At 61.7% G+C, this 15,874-nt stretch carries 16 protein-coding genes, 1 tRNA gene and 1 pseudogene; 9 read left to right on the top strand and 9 right to left on the bottom strand.

Annotated elements, in window-relative coordinates:
* Positions 1 to 157: 157 nt before the first annotated feature.
* Positions 158 to 1,354 carry an amino acid aminotransferase gene (locus CD58_RS09615; RefSeq protein ID WP_025212805.1) on the top strand — a complete coding sequence of 399 codons (1,197 nt, stop codon included), beginning with the start codon at positions 158 to 160 and terminating at the stop codon, positions 1,352 to 1,354.
* Positions 1,355 to 1,568: 214 nt separating this feature from the next.
* Here the strand turns inward: CD58_RS09615 and CD58_RS09610 are convergent, their stop codons facing one another.
* Positions 1,569 to 1,796 (bottom strand): hypothetical protein, encoded by a 228-nt coding sequence (locus CD58_RS09610; RefSeq protein WP_025212804.1) that lies wholly within the window; start codon positions 1,794 to 1,796, stop codon positions 1,569 to 1,571.
* A 233-nt stretch (positions 1,797 to 2,029) separates the two neighbouring features.
* Here CD58_RS09610 and CD58_RS09605 point away from each other — a divergent pair.
* The 3 genes from CD58_RS09605 (at position 2,030) to CD58_RS09595 (ending at position 2,816) form a co-directional block, all read left to right on the top strand.
* Positions 2,030 to 2,105: transfer RNA gene (locus CD58_RS09605), tRNA-Asn, on the top strand.
* Positions 2,106 to 2,350: 245 nt separating this feature from the next.
* Positions 2,351 to 2,545: a hypothetical protein gene (locus CD58_RS09600; protein ID WP_025212803.1), complete on the top strand. Its 195-nt coding sequence runs from the start codon at positions 2,351 to 2,353 to the stop codon at positions 2,543 to 2,545.
* 88 nt (positions 2,546 to 2,633) lie between these two features.
* Positions 2,634 to 2,816, top strand: a complete 183-nt coding sequence (locus CD58_RS09595) for a hypothetical protein (RefSeq protein ID WP_025212802.1) — start codon at positions 2,634 to 2,636, stop codon at positions 2,814 to 2,816.
* Here the strand turns inward: CD58_RS09595 and CD58_RS09590 are convergent.
* Positions 2,813 to 3,874 carry an AI-2E family transporter gene (locus CD58_RS09590; RefSeq protein WP_025212801.1) on the bottom strand — a complete coding sequence of 354 codons (1,062 nt, stop codon included), beginning with the start codon at positions 3,872 to 3,874 and terminating at the stop codon, positions 2,813 to 2,815. The two genes, CD58_RS09595 and CD58_RS09590, sit on opposite strands and share 4 nt — an antisense overlap.
* A gap of 146 nt (positions 3,875 to 4,020) precedes the next feature.
* Between CD58_RS09590 and yegQ the strand changes: the two genes are divergently transcribed.
* Positions 4,021 to 5,346, top strand: coding sequence for a tRNA 5-hydroxyuridine modification protein YegQ (gene yegQ, locus CD58_RS09585; protein ID WP_025212800.1), 1,326 nt, complete (start codon positions 4,021 to 4,023; stop codon positions 5,344 to 5,346).
* A gap of 172 nt (positions 5,347 to 5,518) precedes the next feature.
* On the opposite strand, the gene CD58_RS31810 is transcribed toward yegQ, so the two are convergent.
* The 7 genes and pseudogenes from CD58_RS31810 to CD58_RS09555 all read right to left on the bottom strand — a co-directional run bounded on the left by CD58_RS31810 (position 5,519) and on the right by CD58_RS09555 (position 11,578).
* The gene (locus CD58_RS31810) at positions 5,519 to 6,274 is read right to left on the bottom strand and encodes a methyl-accepting chemotaxis protein (RefSeq protein WP_405045646.1); all 756 of its coding nucleotides are present in this window, start codon (positions 6,272 to 6,274) and stop codon (positions 5,519 to 5,521) included.
* Between the two features lie 102 nt (positions 6,275 to 6,376).
* Positions 6,377 to 7,198, bottom strand: a pseudogene (locus CD58_RS31805) (cache domain-containing protein); the annotation flags it as partial.
* Positions 7,199 to 7,424: 226 nt separating this feature from the next.
* Positions 7,425 to 8,741, bottom strand: coding sequence for a Na+/H+ antiporter family protein (locus CD58_RS09575; RefSeq protein ID WP_162178166.1), 1,317 nt, complete (start codon positions 8,739 to 8,741; stop codon positions 7,425 to 7,427).
* 239 nt (positions 8,742 to 8,980) lie between these two features.
* On the bottom strand, positions 8,981 to 10,294 hold the full coding sequence (locus CD58_RS09570) for a sensor histidine kinase (protein WP_025212797.1): 1,314 nt from the start codon (positions 10,292 to 10,294) through the stop codon (positions 8,981 to 8,983).
* Entirely contained in the window at positions 10,291 to 10,959 is a 669-nt protein-coding gene (locus CD58_RS09565) for a response regulator transcription factor (RefSeq protein ID WP_025212796.1), read from the bottom strand. The genes CD58_RS09570 and CD58_RS09565 overlap by 4 nt, the downstream gene beginning before the upstream one ends.
* On the bottom strand, positions 10,959 to 11,270 hold the full coding sequence (locus CD58_RS09560) for a PepSY domain-containing protein (protein ID WP_025212795.1): 312 nt from the start codon (positions 11,268 to 11,270) through the stop codon (positions 10,959 to 10,961). Before CD58_RS09560 ends, CD58_RS09565 begins: the two co-directional genes overlap by 1 nt.
* A complete protein-coding gene (locus CD58_RS09555; protein WP_025212794.1) occupies positions 11,270 to 11,578 on the bottom strand; it encodes a PepSY domain-containing protein in 309 nt (102 codons plus the stop codon). Before CD58_RS09555 ends, CD58_RS09560 begins: the two co-directional genes overlap by 1 nt.
* 166 nt (positions 11,579 to 11,744) lie before the next feature.
* Here CD58_RS09555 and CD58_RS09550 point away from each other — a divergent pair, with 166 nt between their 5' ends.
* The 4 genes from CD58_RS09550 to codB all read left to right on the top strand — a co-directional run bounded on the left by CD58_RS09550 (position 11,745) and on the right by codB (position 15,874).
* Positions 11,745 to 12,824 (top strand): hypothetical protein, encoded by a 1,080-nt coding sequence (locus CD58_RS09550; RefSeq protein WP_025212793.1) that lies wholly within the window; start codon positions 11,745 to 11,747, stop codon positions 12,822 to 12,824.
* Between the two features lie 83 nt (positions 12,825 to 12,907).
* The gene (gene queD, locus CD58_RS09545; protein ID WP_025212792.1) at positions 12,908 to 13,264 is read left to right on the top strand and encodes a 6-carboxytetrahydropterin synthase QueD; all 357 of its coding nucleotides are present in this window, start codon (positions 12,908 to 12,910) and stop codon (positions 13,262 to 13,264) included.
* 232 nt (positions 13,265 to 13,496) lie between these two features.
* Positions 13,497 to 14,327: an alpha/beta fold hydrolase gene (locus tag CD58_RS09540; RefSeq protein WP_025212791.1), complete on the top strand. Its 831-nt coding sequence runs from the start codon at positions 13,497 to 13,499 to the stop codon at positions 14,325 to 14,327.
* Between the two features lie 275 nt (positions 14,328 to 14,602).
* Positions 14,603 to 15,874 carry a cytosine permease gene (gene codB, locus CD58_RS09535; RefSeq protein ID WP_025212790.1) on the top strand — a complete coding sequence of 424 codons (1,272 nt, stop codon included), beginning with the start codon at positions 14,603 to 14,605 and terminating at the stop codon, positions 15,872 to 15,874.

Genomic DNA, 15,874 nt, shown 5'->3' with positions numbered 1-15,874 from the left:
GGTCGAAAAAAAACGAAAATACTTACCGTAAAAGCCGAATCGCCTGTCGCCCTGTCCAGTGATGGCCTCTATACTAGCTCCCCGTTTGTGCACCGCTCTAGTGCATCCGGCTGGAGCGCGACACGTCCCCCCACACTCCATTCAGAGCCGCGCAATAATGAGCCTGTTTTCCGCTGTCGAATTGGCACCCCGCGACCCCATCCTGGGCCTCAACGAAGCATTCAACGCCGACACCCGTACCAATAAGGTCAACCTGGGCGTGGGTGTTTACTGCAACGAGGAGGGGCGCATTCCACTCCTGCGCGCCGTTGTCGAAGCCGAGACGACTCGCGTGGCTCAGCACGTATCCCGTGGCTACCTGCCCATCGATGGCATTGCCGCCTACGACCAGGCGGTCCAGACCTTGTTGTTTGGCAAGGACAGCCCGCTGATCGCCTCCGGTCGCGTCATCACCACCCAGGCCGTGGGCGGCACCGGTGCACTGAAGATCGGTGCCGACTTCCTCAAGCAACTGCTGCCTGACGCCGTCGTGGCCATCAGCGACCCGAGCTGGGAAAACCACCGCGCCCTGTTCGAAACCGCCGGCTTCCCGGTGCAGAACTACCGCTACTACGACGCTGCCACCCATGACGTGAACCGCAGCGGCCTGCTGGAAGACCTCAACGCCCTGCCCGACCGTTCGATCGTTGTGCTGCACGCCTGCTGCCACAACCCGACCGGCGTGGACCTGAGCCCGCAAGACTGGAAAAACGTGCTGGCCGTGGTCAAGGCCAAGAACCACGTTCCCTTCCTGGACATGGCCTACCAGGGCTTTGGCGAAGGCATCGACGAAGACGCCGCGGCCGTGCGCCTGTTCGCCGAGTCGGGCCTGACCTTCTTTGCGTCCAGCTCGTTCTCCAAGTCGTTCTCCCTGTACGGCGAGCGCGTTGGCGCCCTGTCGATCGTCAGCGAATCGAAAGAAGAAAGTGCCCGCGTGCTGTCCCAGGTCAAGCGCGTGATCCGCACCAACTACTCCAACCCGCCGACCCATGGCGCCAGCATCGTCGCCGCCGTGCTCAACAGCCCTGAGCTGCGGGCCCAGTGGGAAGCGGAACTGGCCGAAATGCGCCTGCGCATTCGCGGCATGCGCAACCAGATGGTGGACATGCTGGCCAAGGCCGCGCCGCAGCACGACTTCAGCTTCGTCGCACGCCAGAGCGGGATGTTCTCCTACTCCGGCCTGACCGTTGAACAAGTAACGCGCCTGCGCAACGAGTTCGGCATCTATGCCTTGGACACCGGCCGCATCTGCGTGGCCGCACTGAATCAGAACAACATCGATGCAGTGACCAAGGCCATCGTTCAGGTGATCTGAAGGTCGTTGGGATGAAAAAAACGGGAAGCCATTGAGCTTCCCGTTTTTTTGAGCGTGCACACCGCCCCGTGGCGAGGGAGCTTGCTCCCGCTGGGGCGCGAAGCGCCCCTAAACCAAGCTGCGCGGTGTGCCAGGCCGAATGCGCTGACTGTTTTGGGGCTGCTAGGCAGCCCAGCGGGAGCAAGCTCCCTCGCCACGGAAATGCGATCGATGCCTACAACTCACTCGCCCGCTGGCTCGCCGCATCGTCGTATACGACATACAGCGACTCAGCGACCTGGCTCTTGATGGCCTTGGTGCTTTCCAGTCCCAGGACAAACCCTTCGGCCTTGCCCCCGGCGCGGTTCAGTTCTTCGGCCGTGCTCGCCTGGGCGATGGCGTCGTAAAGCTTCTCGGCGTGCGGCCCCACCCCCTTGGGCAAGCTGATCTGCGTGGTGCTCATAGCGACACCTCGGTGTAGCTGGCTGGGTGAAGCGGTAACAGATGGTTCATGGCGCGTACCTTCGTCGGCGAATGGCCGGCAGTGCGTCCTGCCACTTCCGGGCGACCATGGTAGTCCTCTCTCGCCGTCGCGGTAACTGCCAATCGTTGCCGGCCCCTCAATGGTCATCTGGACTGCACCATTTGGCAGCAGAGGCTTGACTTCTCTTTTCCAATCAGTAACATACGCGTCATTCCGCGATAGCTCAGTTGGTAGAGCAAGTGACTGTTAATCACTGGGTCCCTGGTTCGAGTCCAGGTCGTGGAGCCAGATAGCGACAAATAAAGCCCCTGAATCGAAAGGTTCAGGGGCTTTTTTGTGGGCAAAAAAAAGCGTTGCAGGTTGAAAAAGCCTGTCGAGGTCGCTGCCGGAACAATAATCCGGCGTCAAAAAGGCATTATGGTCTGAATCCTGCTTTCTTTTCCGACAACCCAAGCTGTCACGTGAGTGTCATGGCATCGCCGCTAACGGGTGGTGTCCGTCAATAGCAGCTTCATAACAACAAGGACGAAGCTATGCCCACGCAAAATCCCCACCGCATTGTCGGCCTGTGCACCTCCAGCAAGGTGTACAACGTACTGACTGAACTCAGGCATCTGGAAGGTCATCGCAGTGCCAAGTTCCTTTCATTGCTGGCGGAAAACCTGGTTCGCAAGGGCCTGCTCAATGAGCAGGAAGTGGTGCATATGCTCGACTTGGTCGTCGATTGAGCGGCATCGATTCCTATTATCGAGGCTGTTGATTTTTCCTCTCCCCGGCTGAGTCGTAAGGTAACCCCATCGATTGATGGAGGTTCCCATGCCCAAGGTTCAAATCATGTCTGTCATTGGCAGTGCCGTCCCCGCTTCACTCAGGGCACGCGGGTTGCTGGCCTGCTGGTACTTGGTGCAAGACGGCGTGACCATCAGCGGCCCGTTGACTTCCCTGCCCGACGCCCAGGCCCTGTCACAACGTATCGGCCCTTACCTGCTGAGCGCCTAAGGCAGCTGCACCCGAGGCTTGGCTTCGACGAACAGCGCCCAACTCGACATGAACAGCGCGGCGATCAGCGGCCCGATGACGAAGCCGTTCAACCCGAACACCGCCAGGCCGCCAAGCGTCGAGACCAACACCATGTAGTCGGGCATCTTCGTGTCTTTGCCCACCAGGATCGGACGCAGGAAGTTGTCCACCAGACCGATCACGAACACCCCGAACAGCGTCAGCACCACCCCTTGCCAGATCGCCCCGGACAGCAGGAAATACACTGCCACCGGCGCCCAGACGAGCCCCGCCCCCACGGCCGGCAACAGCGACAGGAACGCCATCAGCACCGCCCAGGGCAACACCGTCGGAATCCCCAGGATCCAGAAGATCAGTCCGCCCAGCGCGCCTTGGCTGATGGCGACGAGCAGGTTGCCTTTCACGGTGGCTCGCACCACCCGATTGAATTTCAACTGCAGGCGACGTTTTTGATGTTCAGCCAAGGGAACGGCCATGCGCACTTTGCGCACCAGCTCCGCGCCGTCGCGCAAAAAGAAGAACAGCAGGTAGAGCATCACGAAGAAGCTGACCAGGAACTGAAAGGTCCCCTGGCCGAAGCTGAAGGCCTGGGTGGCAAAGAATTCGCTGCCCTGCATCGCACTCTTGACGATCTTGTCACGCAATCCGTTCAGGTTGCCCAGGCCGAAACGGTCCAGCAGGTGCTGGAAGTACGGTGGCAAGGCATCCTTGAAACGGGCCAGGTAATCGGCGATATCCAGCTCCCCACTCTCCAGGCTCTTGTACAACGCCGCGCCCTCCTGGACCAGCAAGGCGCTGATGATGATCACCGGTAAAATCGCGCTGACCGTACAGATGCTCAAGGTGAACAGCGAGGTGACGTTGCGGTGCCAGCCGAACTTCAACTGCAGGCGGCGCTGCATAGGCGCAAAGACGATGCCCAGGATCACCGCCCAGAACACCGCGCCGTAGAAGGGCAGCAATATCCAGATGAAGGCGATGGTCACCAGGATCAACAGCAGCATCTGGGATCTGTTTTGCAACATCTTTCGATTCATCAGCTTTCCATGTCCAAAGGCGGGATAAACATTAGTCAGCCAGGACTCGCCGGAGTGCCTTCGCGTTTGCGCTGTGTATTTGATTCAGATCAATAAGTCGGGGTCGACCATGGGGTACCCTCGCCGCTTTTTGCGACCAGACCACCATGACCCTCGCCGCTCCCGAACTGCTTGCTCCCGCCGGCACCCTGAAGAACATGCGCTACGCCTTCGCCTACGGTGCCGACGCGGTGTACGCCGGCCAGCCGCGCTACAGCCTGCGGGTGCGCAACAATGAGTTCGACCACGCCAACCTGGCGCTGGGCATTGGCGAAGCCCAGGCCATGGGCAAGCGGTTCTATGTGGTGGTGAACATCGCCCCCCACAACGCGAAGCTGCGCACCTTCCTCAAAGACCTGGAACCGGTGATTGCCATGGCGCCGGACGCGCTGATCATGTCCGACCCGGGGCTGATCATGCTGGTGCGCCGGCACTTCCCGCAGATGCCGATTCACCTGTCGGTGCAGGCCAACGCCGTGAACTGGGCGAGCGTCGAGTTCTGGCAGCAGCAGGGCTTGAGCCGAATCATCCTGTCCCGGGAACTGTCCCTGGAGGAAATCGCCGAGATTCGCGAACAGGTGCCGGCCATGGAACTGGAGGTATTCGTCCACGGTGCACTGTGCATGGCCTATTCCGGGCGCTGCCTGCTCTCGGGCTACCTGAACAAGCGCGACGCCAACCAGGGCAGTTGCACCAACGCCTGTCGCTGGAAGTACTCGGCGCAGCCGGCAATGGAAAACGCAGCGGGCGATATCGTGCAAACCTTTGAGCCGGAACCGACCCTTGGCCTCGGCGCCCCCACCGATGAGGTGTTCCTGCTTCAGGAAGCGAACCGCCCTGGGGAGTTGATGCCGGCCTTCGAGGACGAGCATGGCACCTACATCATGAATGCCAAGGATCTACGGGCGGTGCAGCACGTGGAACGACTGGCGCGCATGGGCGTGCATTCCTTGAAGATCGAAGGCCGGACCAAGTCGCACTTCTATTGCGCCCGCACCACCCAGGTGTATCGCCGGGCCATCGATGACGCGGTGGCGGGCCGTGAGTTTGACCGCAGCCTGATGACCGACCTGGAGTCCCTGGCCCAGCGCGGCTACACCGAAGGTTTTCTACGGCGCCATGTGCACGATGAATATCAGAACTACCAGAACGGCAGCTCGGTGTCGGAGCGCCAGCAGTTCGTCGGCGAACTGACCGGCGAACGGCGCGAACGTCTGGCCGAAGTGCGAGTGAAGAATCGCTTCAGTCTGGGGGATCACATGGAGTTGATGACGCCCAAGGGCAACTTTCACTTCGATCTGCATCAGTTGCAGAACATCAAGGGTCAGAGCATCGACGTGGCACCGGGAGATGGGCATGTGGTGTATGTGCCGATTCCGGATGCGGTGGACCTGCGGTTTGGGTTGTTGATGCGGGATCTACGTGAGCCGTAGCACTGGCGCTGATCCAGGTTCCGCTCCCACAGGTTTTGTTGTGTTTGCACCTGCTGAGCCCGGCAGGAACTGCCGAAGGCTGCGATCCTTCTTTCCCGATAAGACCCGGTTGCCCAGGTGAAAACATCTGGATCGAGAGCAAAAGATCGCAGCCTTCGGCAGCTCCTGGACGTCAGATCCGGAATTGCCCCACCAGTTTGCCCAGGCGCTGGCCCAGATCAGCCAGGCTGCGGGAGGTCTGGGCGCCGAGTTGGGTTTCGTCGGCGACGCTGTCCACCGCCACGGCGATCTGATGCACGCTGCGGTTGATTTCCTCGGCCACGGCGGTCTGCTCTTCAGCGGCGCTGGCGATCTGGGCGTTCATCGAGTTGATGGTGCCGATCAACTGCGCCATGGTGTCCAGGGACGCCCCGGCCTCGTTGGCTTTCGCCGACGTGCCATCGCCCGCCTCGCTGGAGCGACGCATCGCTTCCACCGCCGCATGGGTGCCTGATTGCAGGCGATCGATCATGCCCTGGATTTCCTGGGTGCTTTGCTGGGTCCGGCTGGCCAAGGCCCGCACTTCATCGGCCACCACCGCGAACCCTCGTCCTGCTTCCCCGGCACGCGCAGCCTCGATGGCGGCGTTGAGGGCCAGCAGGTTGGTCTGCTCGGCGATCGAACGAATCACCCCGAGCACACTGACAATCGAGGCCACGTCCTGCTGCAGGCTGTCCAGGGACACACCGCTGCTGCGAATATCGTTCACCAACGCATGAATCTGCTGAATGCTGCCGGCCACCACGCGCTTGGCGGACTGGCCTTCCTCGTCGGTCTGCTGAGCTGCAACGGCGGCGCCCTGGGCACTGCGAGCCACTTCCTGGGCGGCCGAAGACATCTCGTTGATCGCCGTGGCGACCTGGTCGGTTTCGTGACGCTGGCGCTCCATGGCCTGCTCGGAGCGCTGGGCCTGCTCGGAAACTTGCGTCACCAGGCCGGTCAGTTGCGAGGTCATGTCGGTGATCTGCCGCACCAGGCCATGGATCTTGTCGACGAAGCGGTTGAACGAACCGGCCAGTTGACCCAGTTCATCCTGGCTGGTGATCGCCAGGCGGCGCGTCAGGTCACCCTCGCCTGCCGCGATGTCATCGAGGTTGTCTTTCATCAGGTGCAGCGGCCGCAGGATGGTATTGGCCAGCAACAGGCCCACCACCGCAATTACCAGCAACACCACGGCGGCGATCCCGACAATGCTCAATATCACGCCTTGTACACGATCATGAACCTTGGTTTCCACCAGGGCCACCTGGGCCTCGATACCGTCCAGGTTGACCGAACTGCCGACGGCCATGTCCCACTTGGCCAGGTATTCGGTGTAACCGAGTTTCGGCACCAGGTCTTTGCTGTTGGGCAATGGCGAGCTGTATTCGAGGTAATGGGTGCCGTCCTTGGCGACCTTCACCAGGTCGCGGTTGACGTAGACACCGTTCGGATCGCGGTTGTCCTTGAAACTCTTGCCCACGCCGTCGGGGCTGTTGGCCTTGAACAGGCGCACGGTTTCGGAATCGTAGCCGAAGAAGTAGCCGTCCTTGCCGTAGCTGACGTTCGACAGCAGCTTGATTGCCTGGGCGCGCGCCTCGTTATCGCCGGCGGCGGCGGCATCGTAGAGCGGCTTAATGGCGGTTAGGCCCACCGCCACGTAGTTCTGCAAAGTGGCCTTGGCATCGGCCAGCAGGCGCTCGCGGGTCTGCTGCACCTCGTTGCGGGCTTGTTCCTTCAAGATGAACGCCGTGGTCAGACTGATGATCACCGCGGACAACAATACGGGCAGTATTGCCAGGGACAGGACTTTAGCCTTCAGGCTCAGGCGCATGCTGTTCACTCTTGTTGGTTTTATGGCGTGGTTAACTGTATTAACGGCACGGCGCGGTAAAACTGTAGGGCAAGGTGAACGGTTCGTCGGCAGAGTCGCTGAATTCAGGGGCCTCATCGCTAGCAAGCTCGCTCCCACAGGGTTCGGCGGTGTCCACAGCGCTTGTGTTCACGCCGGTCCACTGTGGGAGCGAGCTTGCTCGCGATGCAGGCGACTCGGTCTTGCGTTACAACACCATCGCCGCCACCCAACCAAACGCCAATAGCGGCAGGTTGTAGTGGATGAAGGTCGGGACCACGGTGTCCCAGATGTGGTGGTGCTGGCCGTCGATGTTCAGGCCGGAGGTCGGGCCCAGGGTCGAATCCGAGGCGGGCGAGCCGGCGTCGCCCAAGGCACCCGCGGTGCCGACGATGCAGACGATCGCCAACGGGCTGAAGCCCAGTTGCAGGCACAGCGGCACGAAAATCGTCGCCAGGATCGGCACCGTGGAAAACGAAGAGCCAATACCCATGGTCACCAGCAGGCCCACCAACAACATCAGCAACGCACCAATGCCCTTGTTGTGGCCGATCCAGGCCGCCGAGGTTTCCACCAGGCTCTGGACTTCACCGGTGGCCTTCATCACCTCGGCAAAGCCCGAGGCGGCGATCATGATGAAGCCGATCATCGCCATCATCTTCATGCCTTCGGTGAACAGGTCGTCGGTTTCACGCCAGCGCACCACGCCCGACGCCGAGAAAATCAGGAACCCGACCAGGGCGCCAATGATCATCGAGTCCACCAATAGCTGGACGGCGAACGCCGCCACAATCGCCAGCCCGGCAACCAGCAGGGTCATGGGGTTGTAGCGCACCGCCACTTGCTCGGCCCGGGCGATTTTTTTCAGGTCGTAGACCCGTTTCTTGCGGTAGCTGAACAACGACAGCAGCAGGCCAAACACCATGCCCAACGCGGGGATGCCCATGGCGTGGGTGACGTTGATGCCACTGACGTCCACACCACTGCGGGCGATGTTGGCCAGCAGGATTTCGTTGAGGAAGATGTTGCCAAAGCCCACCGGCAGGAACATGTAGGGCGTGATCAAGCCGAAGGTCATGACGCAGGCGACCAACCGGCGGTCCAACTGCAACTTGGTCAGCACATAGAGAAGTGGCGGCACCAGCAGCGGGATGAAGGCGATATGGATCGGCAGAATGTTCTGGGAGGCGACCGCGACCGTTCCCAGCAGGCCGATCAGGACCCATTTGACGCCTGTGCCACCGGCGGCGTCCTGGCGATCCACCAGCGCCAGGGCTTTGTCTGCTAGGGCGTGGGCCATGCCGGACTTGGCAATCGCCACCGCGAAAGCGCCGAGCAAGGCGTAGGACAACGCCACCGTCGCGCCGCCGCCGAGGCCGGCGTTGAACGCCTTGAGTGTCGCCTCGATGCCCAGGCCACCCGTCAGGCCACCCACCAACGCGCCGACAATCAGCGCGATCACCACATGCACGCGGGACAGGCTGAGCACCAGCATGACGCCAACCGCGGCAATTACTGCATTTATCATCGTTACCTCAAAGCACAGCGATGGAGAGCCACCGGACAAAAAGGTCGCGACTTTGCAGGAAGCGGCGGCAAGCTGCAAGCGTCATGCGGCGGGTTTTCCAGTCTCGCAGTATTTGCAGCCACCACCGTCCACTGTGGGAGCGAGCTTGCTCGCGAATGCGGTCTGCCTGAGACGGTGATGTTGGATGTGCCGCCGTCTTCGCGAGCAAGCCCGCTCCCACAGGATTGGGGCAGATTTCAGCGTTTAGGCAGTTCGATCACAACCTTCAATCCGCCCCACTCACTGTCGGCCAGCGCCAGCGTCCCGCCCCAGGTGTCGACGATGTCCCGCACGATGCCCAGCCCCAGGCCATGGCCATCGGTCTGCTCATCCAGTCGCGTGCCGCGGCTGAATACCTGTTCGCGACGATCCGCGGGAATGCCTGGGCCGTCGTCTTCCACCGCCAGGCTGAAACCCCCGGCCGTTTCGCTCACCGTCAGGCGCACTTCGGCGTCTGCCCATTTGCAGGCGTTGTCCAGCAGATTGCCCAGCAGTTCCAGCAGATCCTCCCGGTCCCAGGGCAAGTGCAAGCCCGGTGATGCGACGTAACTCAAATGCAGGTGTTCACCGTGGATCATGTTCAGCGTAGCCAGCAGCCCTGGCAGTTCCGCATCGCAGTCCAGGTGTGCGCCGGGCAGTGCATCGCCTGACAGTCGGGCACGATTGAGTTCGCGGTTCAGGCGCTGCCTGACCTGCTCCAGTTGCTCGAGCAACAGCTTGCGCAACTCAGGATAAGGATCGAGCTTTTCGTTCGAGGCCACGCTTTGCAGCACCGCCAGCGGGGTTTTCAGGGCATGGCCCAGGTTGCCCAGCGCGTTGCGCGAACGCTTGAGGCTGTCTTCGGTGTGGGCCAATAAATGGTTGATTTGCGCCACCAGAGGTTCCAGTTCCCGCGGTACCTGCTCGTCAAGTTGCGAGCGCTGCCCGCGCTGCAACTGGGCGATTTGCTCACGGGCCCGGTCCAGTGGGCGCAAGGCGCGGTGCACGGTGATGCGTTGCAATAACAGAATCAACAGCAACCCCGCCAAGCCGAGGCCGAGGCCGATCTGCTGCATCCGCCGGAAACTGTCACGCACCGGCGTGTAGTCCTGGGCCACGCTGATGGAAATCGCCTGGCCCAGGCGCCGATAGTCGGTGCGCAGCACCAACAGCTTCTGTCCCTCAGGCCCCAATTGCAGGTTACTGTGCAGGCCCGGATGGTCGAGCCGGGGCAGTTCCTGGTCCCACAGGGAGCGGGAGCGCCAGTGCACATCGGCAAAATCAATGCGAAAGTAATGCCCGGAAAACGGCCGCTGATAGGCCGGCGACAAGCGTCGCTCATCCAGCTGCAAACCCTGCGGCCCACGCACCAGGGCCACCAGCAGGTTCTCGCTGTCGTTGCGCAGCCCGGCTTCCAGGTAACGCTGCAAGCCCAGCTCGAACAGCCACAAACTGGTCTGCGCCAGAACCAACCCGACCACCACCATCACACCAATCAGGCCCAGGCTCAGGCGCCGCTGGATGGAGATCACTGCGCCTGCCCGCCGAACAGGTAACCCTGGCCGCGACGGGTTTCGATCACACTGCGTCCCAACTTGCGCCGCAGGTGATTGACGTGGACTTCCAGCACATTGGAATCGCGCTCGGTTTCACCGTCATACAGATGTTCAGCGAGATGGCTCTTGGAAAGAATTTGCTCGGGATGAAGCATGAAGTAGCGCAGCAGGCGAAACTCAGCGGCGGTCAGTTGGATGTCCGTGCCGTCGCGGATCACGCATTGGCGACCTTCATCCAGATGCAGCCCCGCCGCCTTGAGTGTCGGCTGGTTGGCCTGGCCATGGGAACGGCGCAACAACGCCTGGACCCGCAGGTGCAGTTCTTCAGGGTGAAAAGGTTTGGTCAGGTAATCGTCGGCACCGGCCTTCAGGCCTTCAATGCGTTCGGCCCAGGAGCCGCGGGCGGTCAGGATCAGCACCGGGGTCGCCAGGCCGCCGGCGCGCCACTGGGCCAGTACCTCAAGCCCCGGCACCCCCGGCAGGCCGAGGTCGAGGATGATCAGGTCATAGGGCTCGATGCTGCCTTGATACACCGCGTCGCGACCATCGGCGAGCCAATCGACGGCGTAACCCTGTCGTGTCAGCCCGGCCATCAGTTCGTCGGCCAGGGGAACGTGATCTTCCACCAGAAGCAGGCGCATCAGTCTTCCTTATCTTTGAGTAAGCGGCCGGTCGCGGCCTCCAAGTCCAGTTCGCGCACGACGCCGTCGGTATCCAGCAGCTCGACCTCATAAATATAGACGCCGTGCTTTTCCTCCAGCTCGGCCTCCAGCAGTTTGGCGCCGGGATGCAGGTCCAGCGCCTGTTGCAGCAAGTGCTCCAGTGGCAGGATCACACCCTGCTGGCGCAGTTGCAGCGCTTCGTCCTGGTCCAGGTCCCGAGCCATGGCCAGGGAACAAAACACCAGCAGCGCCAGCGTCCATCGGCTGCGGGCGCATAGATTAAGCTTCATTACGTATCCTGATGATTCTTGAGCACCTTGCCGGTGACGGCGTCCACTTCCAGATCCCAGTCAATGCCCTGGGTATCGCGCATGTCCACTTGATAAATGTACCGGCCGTACTCTTCTTCCAGCTCGGTATCGGTCAAGGTGGCGCCAGGGTGTTCGGCCAGGGCAATGGCATTGAGTTTTTCAACGGACAGAATGGTACCAGCGTCTTGCAGTTTGCGGGCTTCGTCGTCGTTGAGGTCTCGGGCGTGAGCCAGGCCAGTGCTGAGGGCCATGAAGGTCGCGAGGAACAAGGCAGTCAGGCGGTTCATGGTTTGTCTCCTTTTATATTCTTTACCGGGGGCGACTGTATCGGGGTGAACTTAACTGAAACTGAATTGCCATCATGGAACCCACATCAATGTGGGTGCGAGCTTGCTCGCTCCCACAGGGTTTTGTGTCGTTATAATCAGCCGCCTACCCGTATTCGAGACCGGTATGACCGCCATCCACATCAAGTTTCCCGCCCTCACCCTCAAGGCCGGCCCCCGTGCCTTTGCGCGAATCCGCGAGGCCGGCCTGAACGCTGCCGACGTCGGCATTTTGCCCGGCGCCGCTGGCGGCCCCAAGGCCTTGGGCATCCAGGGACTGGACCTGGCACTGTTTGGTGAATGGCTGCCCGCCGCGCCCCGGGAGCGCTCGCTGATCGGCGCTTCGGTGGGTTCCTGGCGCTTCGCCAGCGCCTGCCTGCCGGATGCCGCCGAGGGGATCCGGCGCCTGGGCACCTTATACAACGAGCAAAGCTTCGCCAAAGGCGTGACCATGGCCGGGGTCAGCCAGAGCTCGCAGCGCATGCTCGATGATTTGCTCGAAGGTCGCGACACCACGATCCTCGACAACCCGTATTACCGGCTCAACATCATGGTGGTCAAGAGCCACGGCCTGCTGGCCCTGGACCATCGCGGGCGGCTGGGCCTGGGCTTGTCGTCGGTGATCGCCGACAACCTGCGCGGCCGTGCGCGGTTGTCGCGGCATTTCGAACGACTGATCATCCATGACCCGCGCCTGGCCCCACCGCTGCATCCGTTGAATGACTTTCCGTCACGTTTCGTGCCGTTGGAGGCCGGCAACCTGCGTCAGGCCCTGCTGGCGTCGGGCTCGATCCCGATGGTGATGGAAGGCGTGCGCGACCTGCCGGGCGCCGGTGCCGGCACCTACCGCGACGGCGGTTTGCTGGACTACCACCTTGACCTGCCCTACAACGGCGAGGACATCGTGCTGTACCCGCACTTCACCGACCGGGTCATTCCCGGCTGGTTCGACAAAGGTCTGCCATGGCGCCGGGGTAACGTCGAACGTCTGCAAGACGTACTGTTGCTGGCGCCGTCCCGTGAATACCTGGCGCGCCTGCCCTACGGCAAACTGCCGGACCGCAACGACTTCAAGCGTTTCATGGGCGATGACCCGAGCCGCCGCAAATACTGGCGCACGGCAATGGACGAGAGCCGCCGGCTCGGCGACGAGTTCCTCGAACTGGCGGCCAACGGTGGGCTGGGCGAGCGTTTGCTGACCCTTTAGTCAGCACGCTCGCGCAACGCAGGGATCAAACTGATAAACTCCGCCGCCTGCCTCGCGACCGCTACCTTAAAGAGCCCGAACCTGTGGAAATCTTCAAAGAATTTACCTTCGAATCCGCCCACCGCCTGCCCCACGTGCCGGAAGGCCATAAGTGCGGCCGCCTTCATGGCCACTCGTTCAAGGTGGCGATCCACCTGAGCGGTGACATCGACCCGCACACCGGCTGGATTCGTGACTTCTCGGAGATCAAGGCGATCTTCAAGCCGCTCTACGAGCGCCTGGACCACAACTACCTCAACGACATCCCCGGCCTGGAAAACCCCACCAGCGAAGTCCTGGCCAAGTGGATCTGGAACGAGTTGAAGCCGTTGCTGCCGGAGCTCAGCGCCATTCGTATCCATGAGACCTGCACCAGCGGTTGCATCTATCACGGCGAATAAACCCTTTCCTTGTGGCAAGGGAGTTCTGTGGCGAGGGAGCTTGCTCCCGCTGGGCTGCACAACAGCCCCAAAAGCAGCGACTCGATTCAACCTGATACATCGCAATCTAAGGCTTGAGGGCCGCTTCGCAGCCCAGCGGGAGCAAGCTCCCTCGCCACAACTGTGTTTCTCCCAAGTGAATTGCGTTGGCCTATGCTCTATTCCCTGAGCCATTTTCAGGGGAGCGCCGATCATGACCAACTGGCCGCTGGATCAGGAATTCGACTTCAACGGGCACTGCATTCGCTACGCCATCCACGGCGATGGCCCGCCGTTGGTGTTTGTCCACGGCACGCCCTTTTCTTCCTACGTGTGGCACCGAATCGCCCCGCTGTTCTTCGCCACCCACAGGGTGCATTACTTCGATCTGCTGGGTTATGGCCAGTCCGCGCAACCGGATGCCGACGTGTCCCTCGGCGTGCAAAACCAGCTGCTCACGCAACTGCTGGAGCACTGGGGCCTGGACTGCCCGGACGTGGTGGCCCATGACTTTGGCGGCGCCACCGCCCTGCGCACGCATCTGCTCAACGGCAAGAATTACCGCAGCCTGACGCTGATCGACCCGGTGGCGCTGTCGCCTTGGGGCTCACCTTTCGTGCAGCATGTACGCCAGCATGAAGCGGCCTTCAGCGGCCTGCCCGACTATATTCAGCGGGCCATCGTGCCCACCTATATCCGCGGCGCGATCAAACGGAACATCCCCGACGAAGAGTTGGCGCCCTACGTGCAGCCGTGGCTGGGCGAGACCGGCCAAGCGGCGTTCTATCGGCAGATCGCGCAGATGGACGAACGCTATACCCGTGAAGCCGAGGGCCTGTATCCGAACGTGCGCTGCCCGACCCAGATCCTTTGGGGGGAGGATGACCAGTGGATCCCCATCGAGCGCGGCCGGGCTCTGCAACGGTTGATCCCGGGGGCACAATTGCACCCCGTTCCGAATGCCGGGCACTTGGTTCAGGAGGACGCACCGGAAGCCATCGTGGCGGCGGTGTTGCGGTTTCTGGCGTTGCCCCCTTGCACCTGAAGAAACCGCATCCCTGTGGGAGCGGGCTTGCTCGCGAAGTGGGTGTGTCAGCCAAATATTCCTACCTGACTCACCGCATTCGCGAGCAAGCCCGCTCCCACAGGGGGATCTGCGTCGCTAATGAGATCTGTGTTCCAACTTGAATCACTGCCGCACCGCTTTCGATCCCTGCGCCCACTCAATCCCCAGGATTGTCTATAAATAACCTCGCGATCTCTCGCTTGGCACGGCCACTGCACGCTTGCGATATTCCCCTCATCCGCAAGGACCGCCACATGACTCAGAACGATCCGGGCAACGACTATCCCTTGAGCGAAGTCCCGATGCATGCCCGCAAGGGCCTGGCCTCCACGGCCATGGTGCTGCTGGGTTTCACCTTTTTCACCGCCACGATGTTTGCCGGGGGCAAGCTGGGGGTGGCGTTCGGTTTTGCCGAAATGCTCACGGTCATCATCATCGGCAACCTGCTGCTGGGCCTCTATGCCGCGGGCCTGGGCTACATCGCGTTCAAGAGCGGGCTCAATTCGGTGCTGATGGGGCGCTTCTGCTTTGGCGAGGTGGGCAGCAAGCTCAGCGACTTGATCCTGGGCTTCACCCAGATCGGCTGGTACGCCTGGGGCACGGCGACTGCCGCCGTGGTGCTGGGCAAGTATTTCGAATTGGACCAGGGCACCGTGCTGGGCCTGATGGTGCTGTTCGGCCTGGGATTCTGCGCCACGGCCTACGTGGGTTATCGCGGGCTGGAAATCCTTTCGTACATCGCCGTGCCAGCCATGATGTTGCTGCTGATGCTGTCGATGTGGGTGGCGACGGTGAAGGTCGGCGGCCTCGACGGCTTGCTGGCGGTGGTGCCGACGGGCAGCCTCGACTGGTCCACCGCCATCACGCTGGTGTTCGGCACCTTCGTCAGCGGCGCGACCCAGGCCACCAATTGGACGCGCTTCTCCCGTTCGGCGAAGGTCGCGGTGCTGGCGAGCCTGATCGGCTTCTTCGTCGGCAACGGCCTGATGGTGCTGATCGGCGCCTACGGGGCCATCGTCTATCAACAACCGGACGTGGTCGAAGTGTTGCTGTTGCAGGGTTTCGCCATGGCGGCGATGGCCATGCTGCTGCTCAACATCTGGAGCACCCAGGACAACACCATCTACAACTTCGCCGTGGCCGGTTGCAACCTGCTGCGTACCCGTCGACGCAAAACCGTGACCCTCGGTGGCGCCGTGATCGGCACGCTGCTGGCCCTGCTGGGCATGTACGATCTGCTGGTGCCGTACCTGATTCTGCTGGGCACCGTGATCCCGCCCATTGGTGGCGTGATCATGGCCGATTTCTTTTTCCGCTGGCGCGGTCGCTATCCACGCCTGGCCGAAGCACAGCTGCCGGCGTTCAACTGGCCTGGGCTGCTGGCCTATGGGCTTGGCACCGTCGCCGCGTTCAATTCGCCATGGGTCGCACCACTGGTAGGAATCGCCACTGGCGCGCTAACGTATGTGCTATTGATCGGCGTAATGGGTACTCGCACCGCCGACGCACCACTACAAGACCTATAA

The sequence above is a fragment of the Pseudomonas brassicacearum genome (assembly GCF_000585995.1).
Taxonomy (GTDB): Bacteria; Pseudomonadota; Gammaproteobacteria; order Pseudomonadales; family Pseudomonadaceae; genus Aquipseudomonas; species Aquipseudomonas brassicacearum_A.
Note: the sequence above shows the minus strand (reverse complement) of the source record. Positions and strands in the feature narration are given on the sequence as shown.

Excerpts from the sequence above, each read along its gene's own strand:
- CD58_RS09615 (WP_025212805.1), top strand. The coding sequence starts at position 158 with ATGAGCCTGTTTTCCGCTGTCGAATTGGCACCCCGCGACCCCATCCTG.
- CD58_RS09610 (WP_025212804.1), bottom strand. The coding sequence starts at position 1,796 with ATGAGCACCACGCAGATCAGCTTGCCCAAGGGGGTGGGGCCGCACGCC.
- CD58_RS09600 (WP_025212803.1), top strand. The coding sequence starts at position 2,351 with ATGCCCACGCAAAATCCCCACCGCATTGTCGGCCTGTGCACCTCCAGC.
- CD58_RS09595 (WP_025212802.1), top strand. The coding sequence starts at position 2,634 with ATGCCCAAGGTTCAAATCATGTCTGTCATTGGCAGTGCCGTCCCCGCT.
- CD58_RS09590 (WP_025212801.1), bottom strand. The coding sequence starts at position 3,874 with ATGAATCGAAAGATGTTGCAAAACAGATCCCAGATGCTGCTGTTGATC.
- yegQ (WP_025212800.1), top strand. The coding sequence starts at position 4,021 with ATGACCCTCGCCGCTCCCGAACTGCTTGCTCCCGCCGGCACCCTGAAG.
- CD58_RS31810 (WP_405045646.1), bottom strand. The coding sequence starts at position 6,274 with ATGGAGCGCCAGCGTCACGAAACCGACCAGGTCGCCACGGCGATCAAC.
- CD58_RS09565 (WP_025212796.1), bottom strand. The coding sequence starts at position 10,959 with ATGCGCCTGCTTCTGGTGGAAGATCACGTTCCCCTGGCCGACGAACTG.
- CD58_RS09560 (WP_025212795.1), bottom strand. The coding sequence starts at position 11,270 with ATGAAGCTTAATCTATGCGCCCGCAGCCGATGGACGCTGGCGCTGCTG.
- CD58_RS09555 (WP_025212794.1), bottom strand. The coding sequence starts at position 11,578 with ATGAACCGCCTGACTGCCTTGTTCCTCGCGACCTTCATGGCCCTCAGC.
- CD58_RS09550 (WP_025212793.1), top strand. The coding sequence starts at position 11,745 with ATGACCGCCATCCACATCAAGTTTCCCGCCCTCACCCTCAAGGCCGGC.
- CD58_RS09540 (WP_025212791.1), top strand. The coding sequence starts at position 13,497 with ATGACCAACTGGCCGCTGGATCAGGAATTCGACTTCAACGGGCACTGC.
- codB (WP_025212790.1), top strand. The coding sequence starts at position 14,603 with ATGACTCAGAACGATCCGGGCAACGACTATCCCTTGAGCGAAGTCCCG.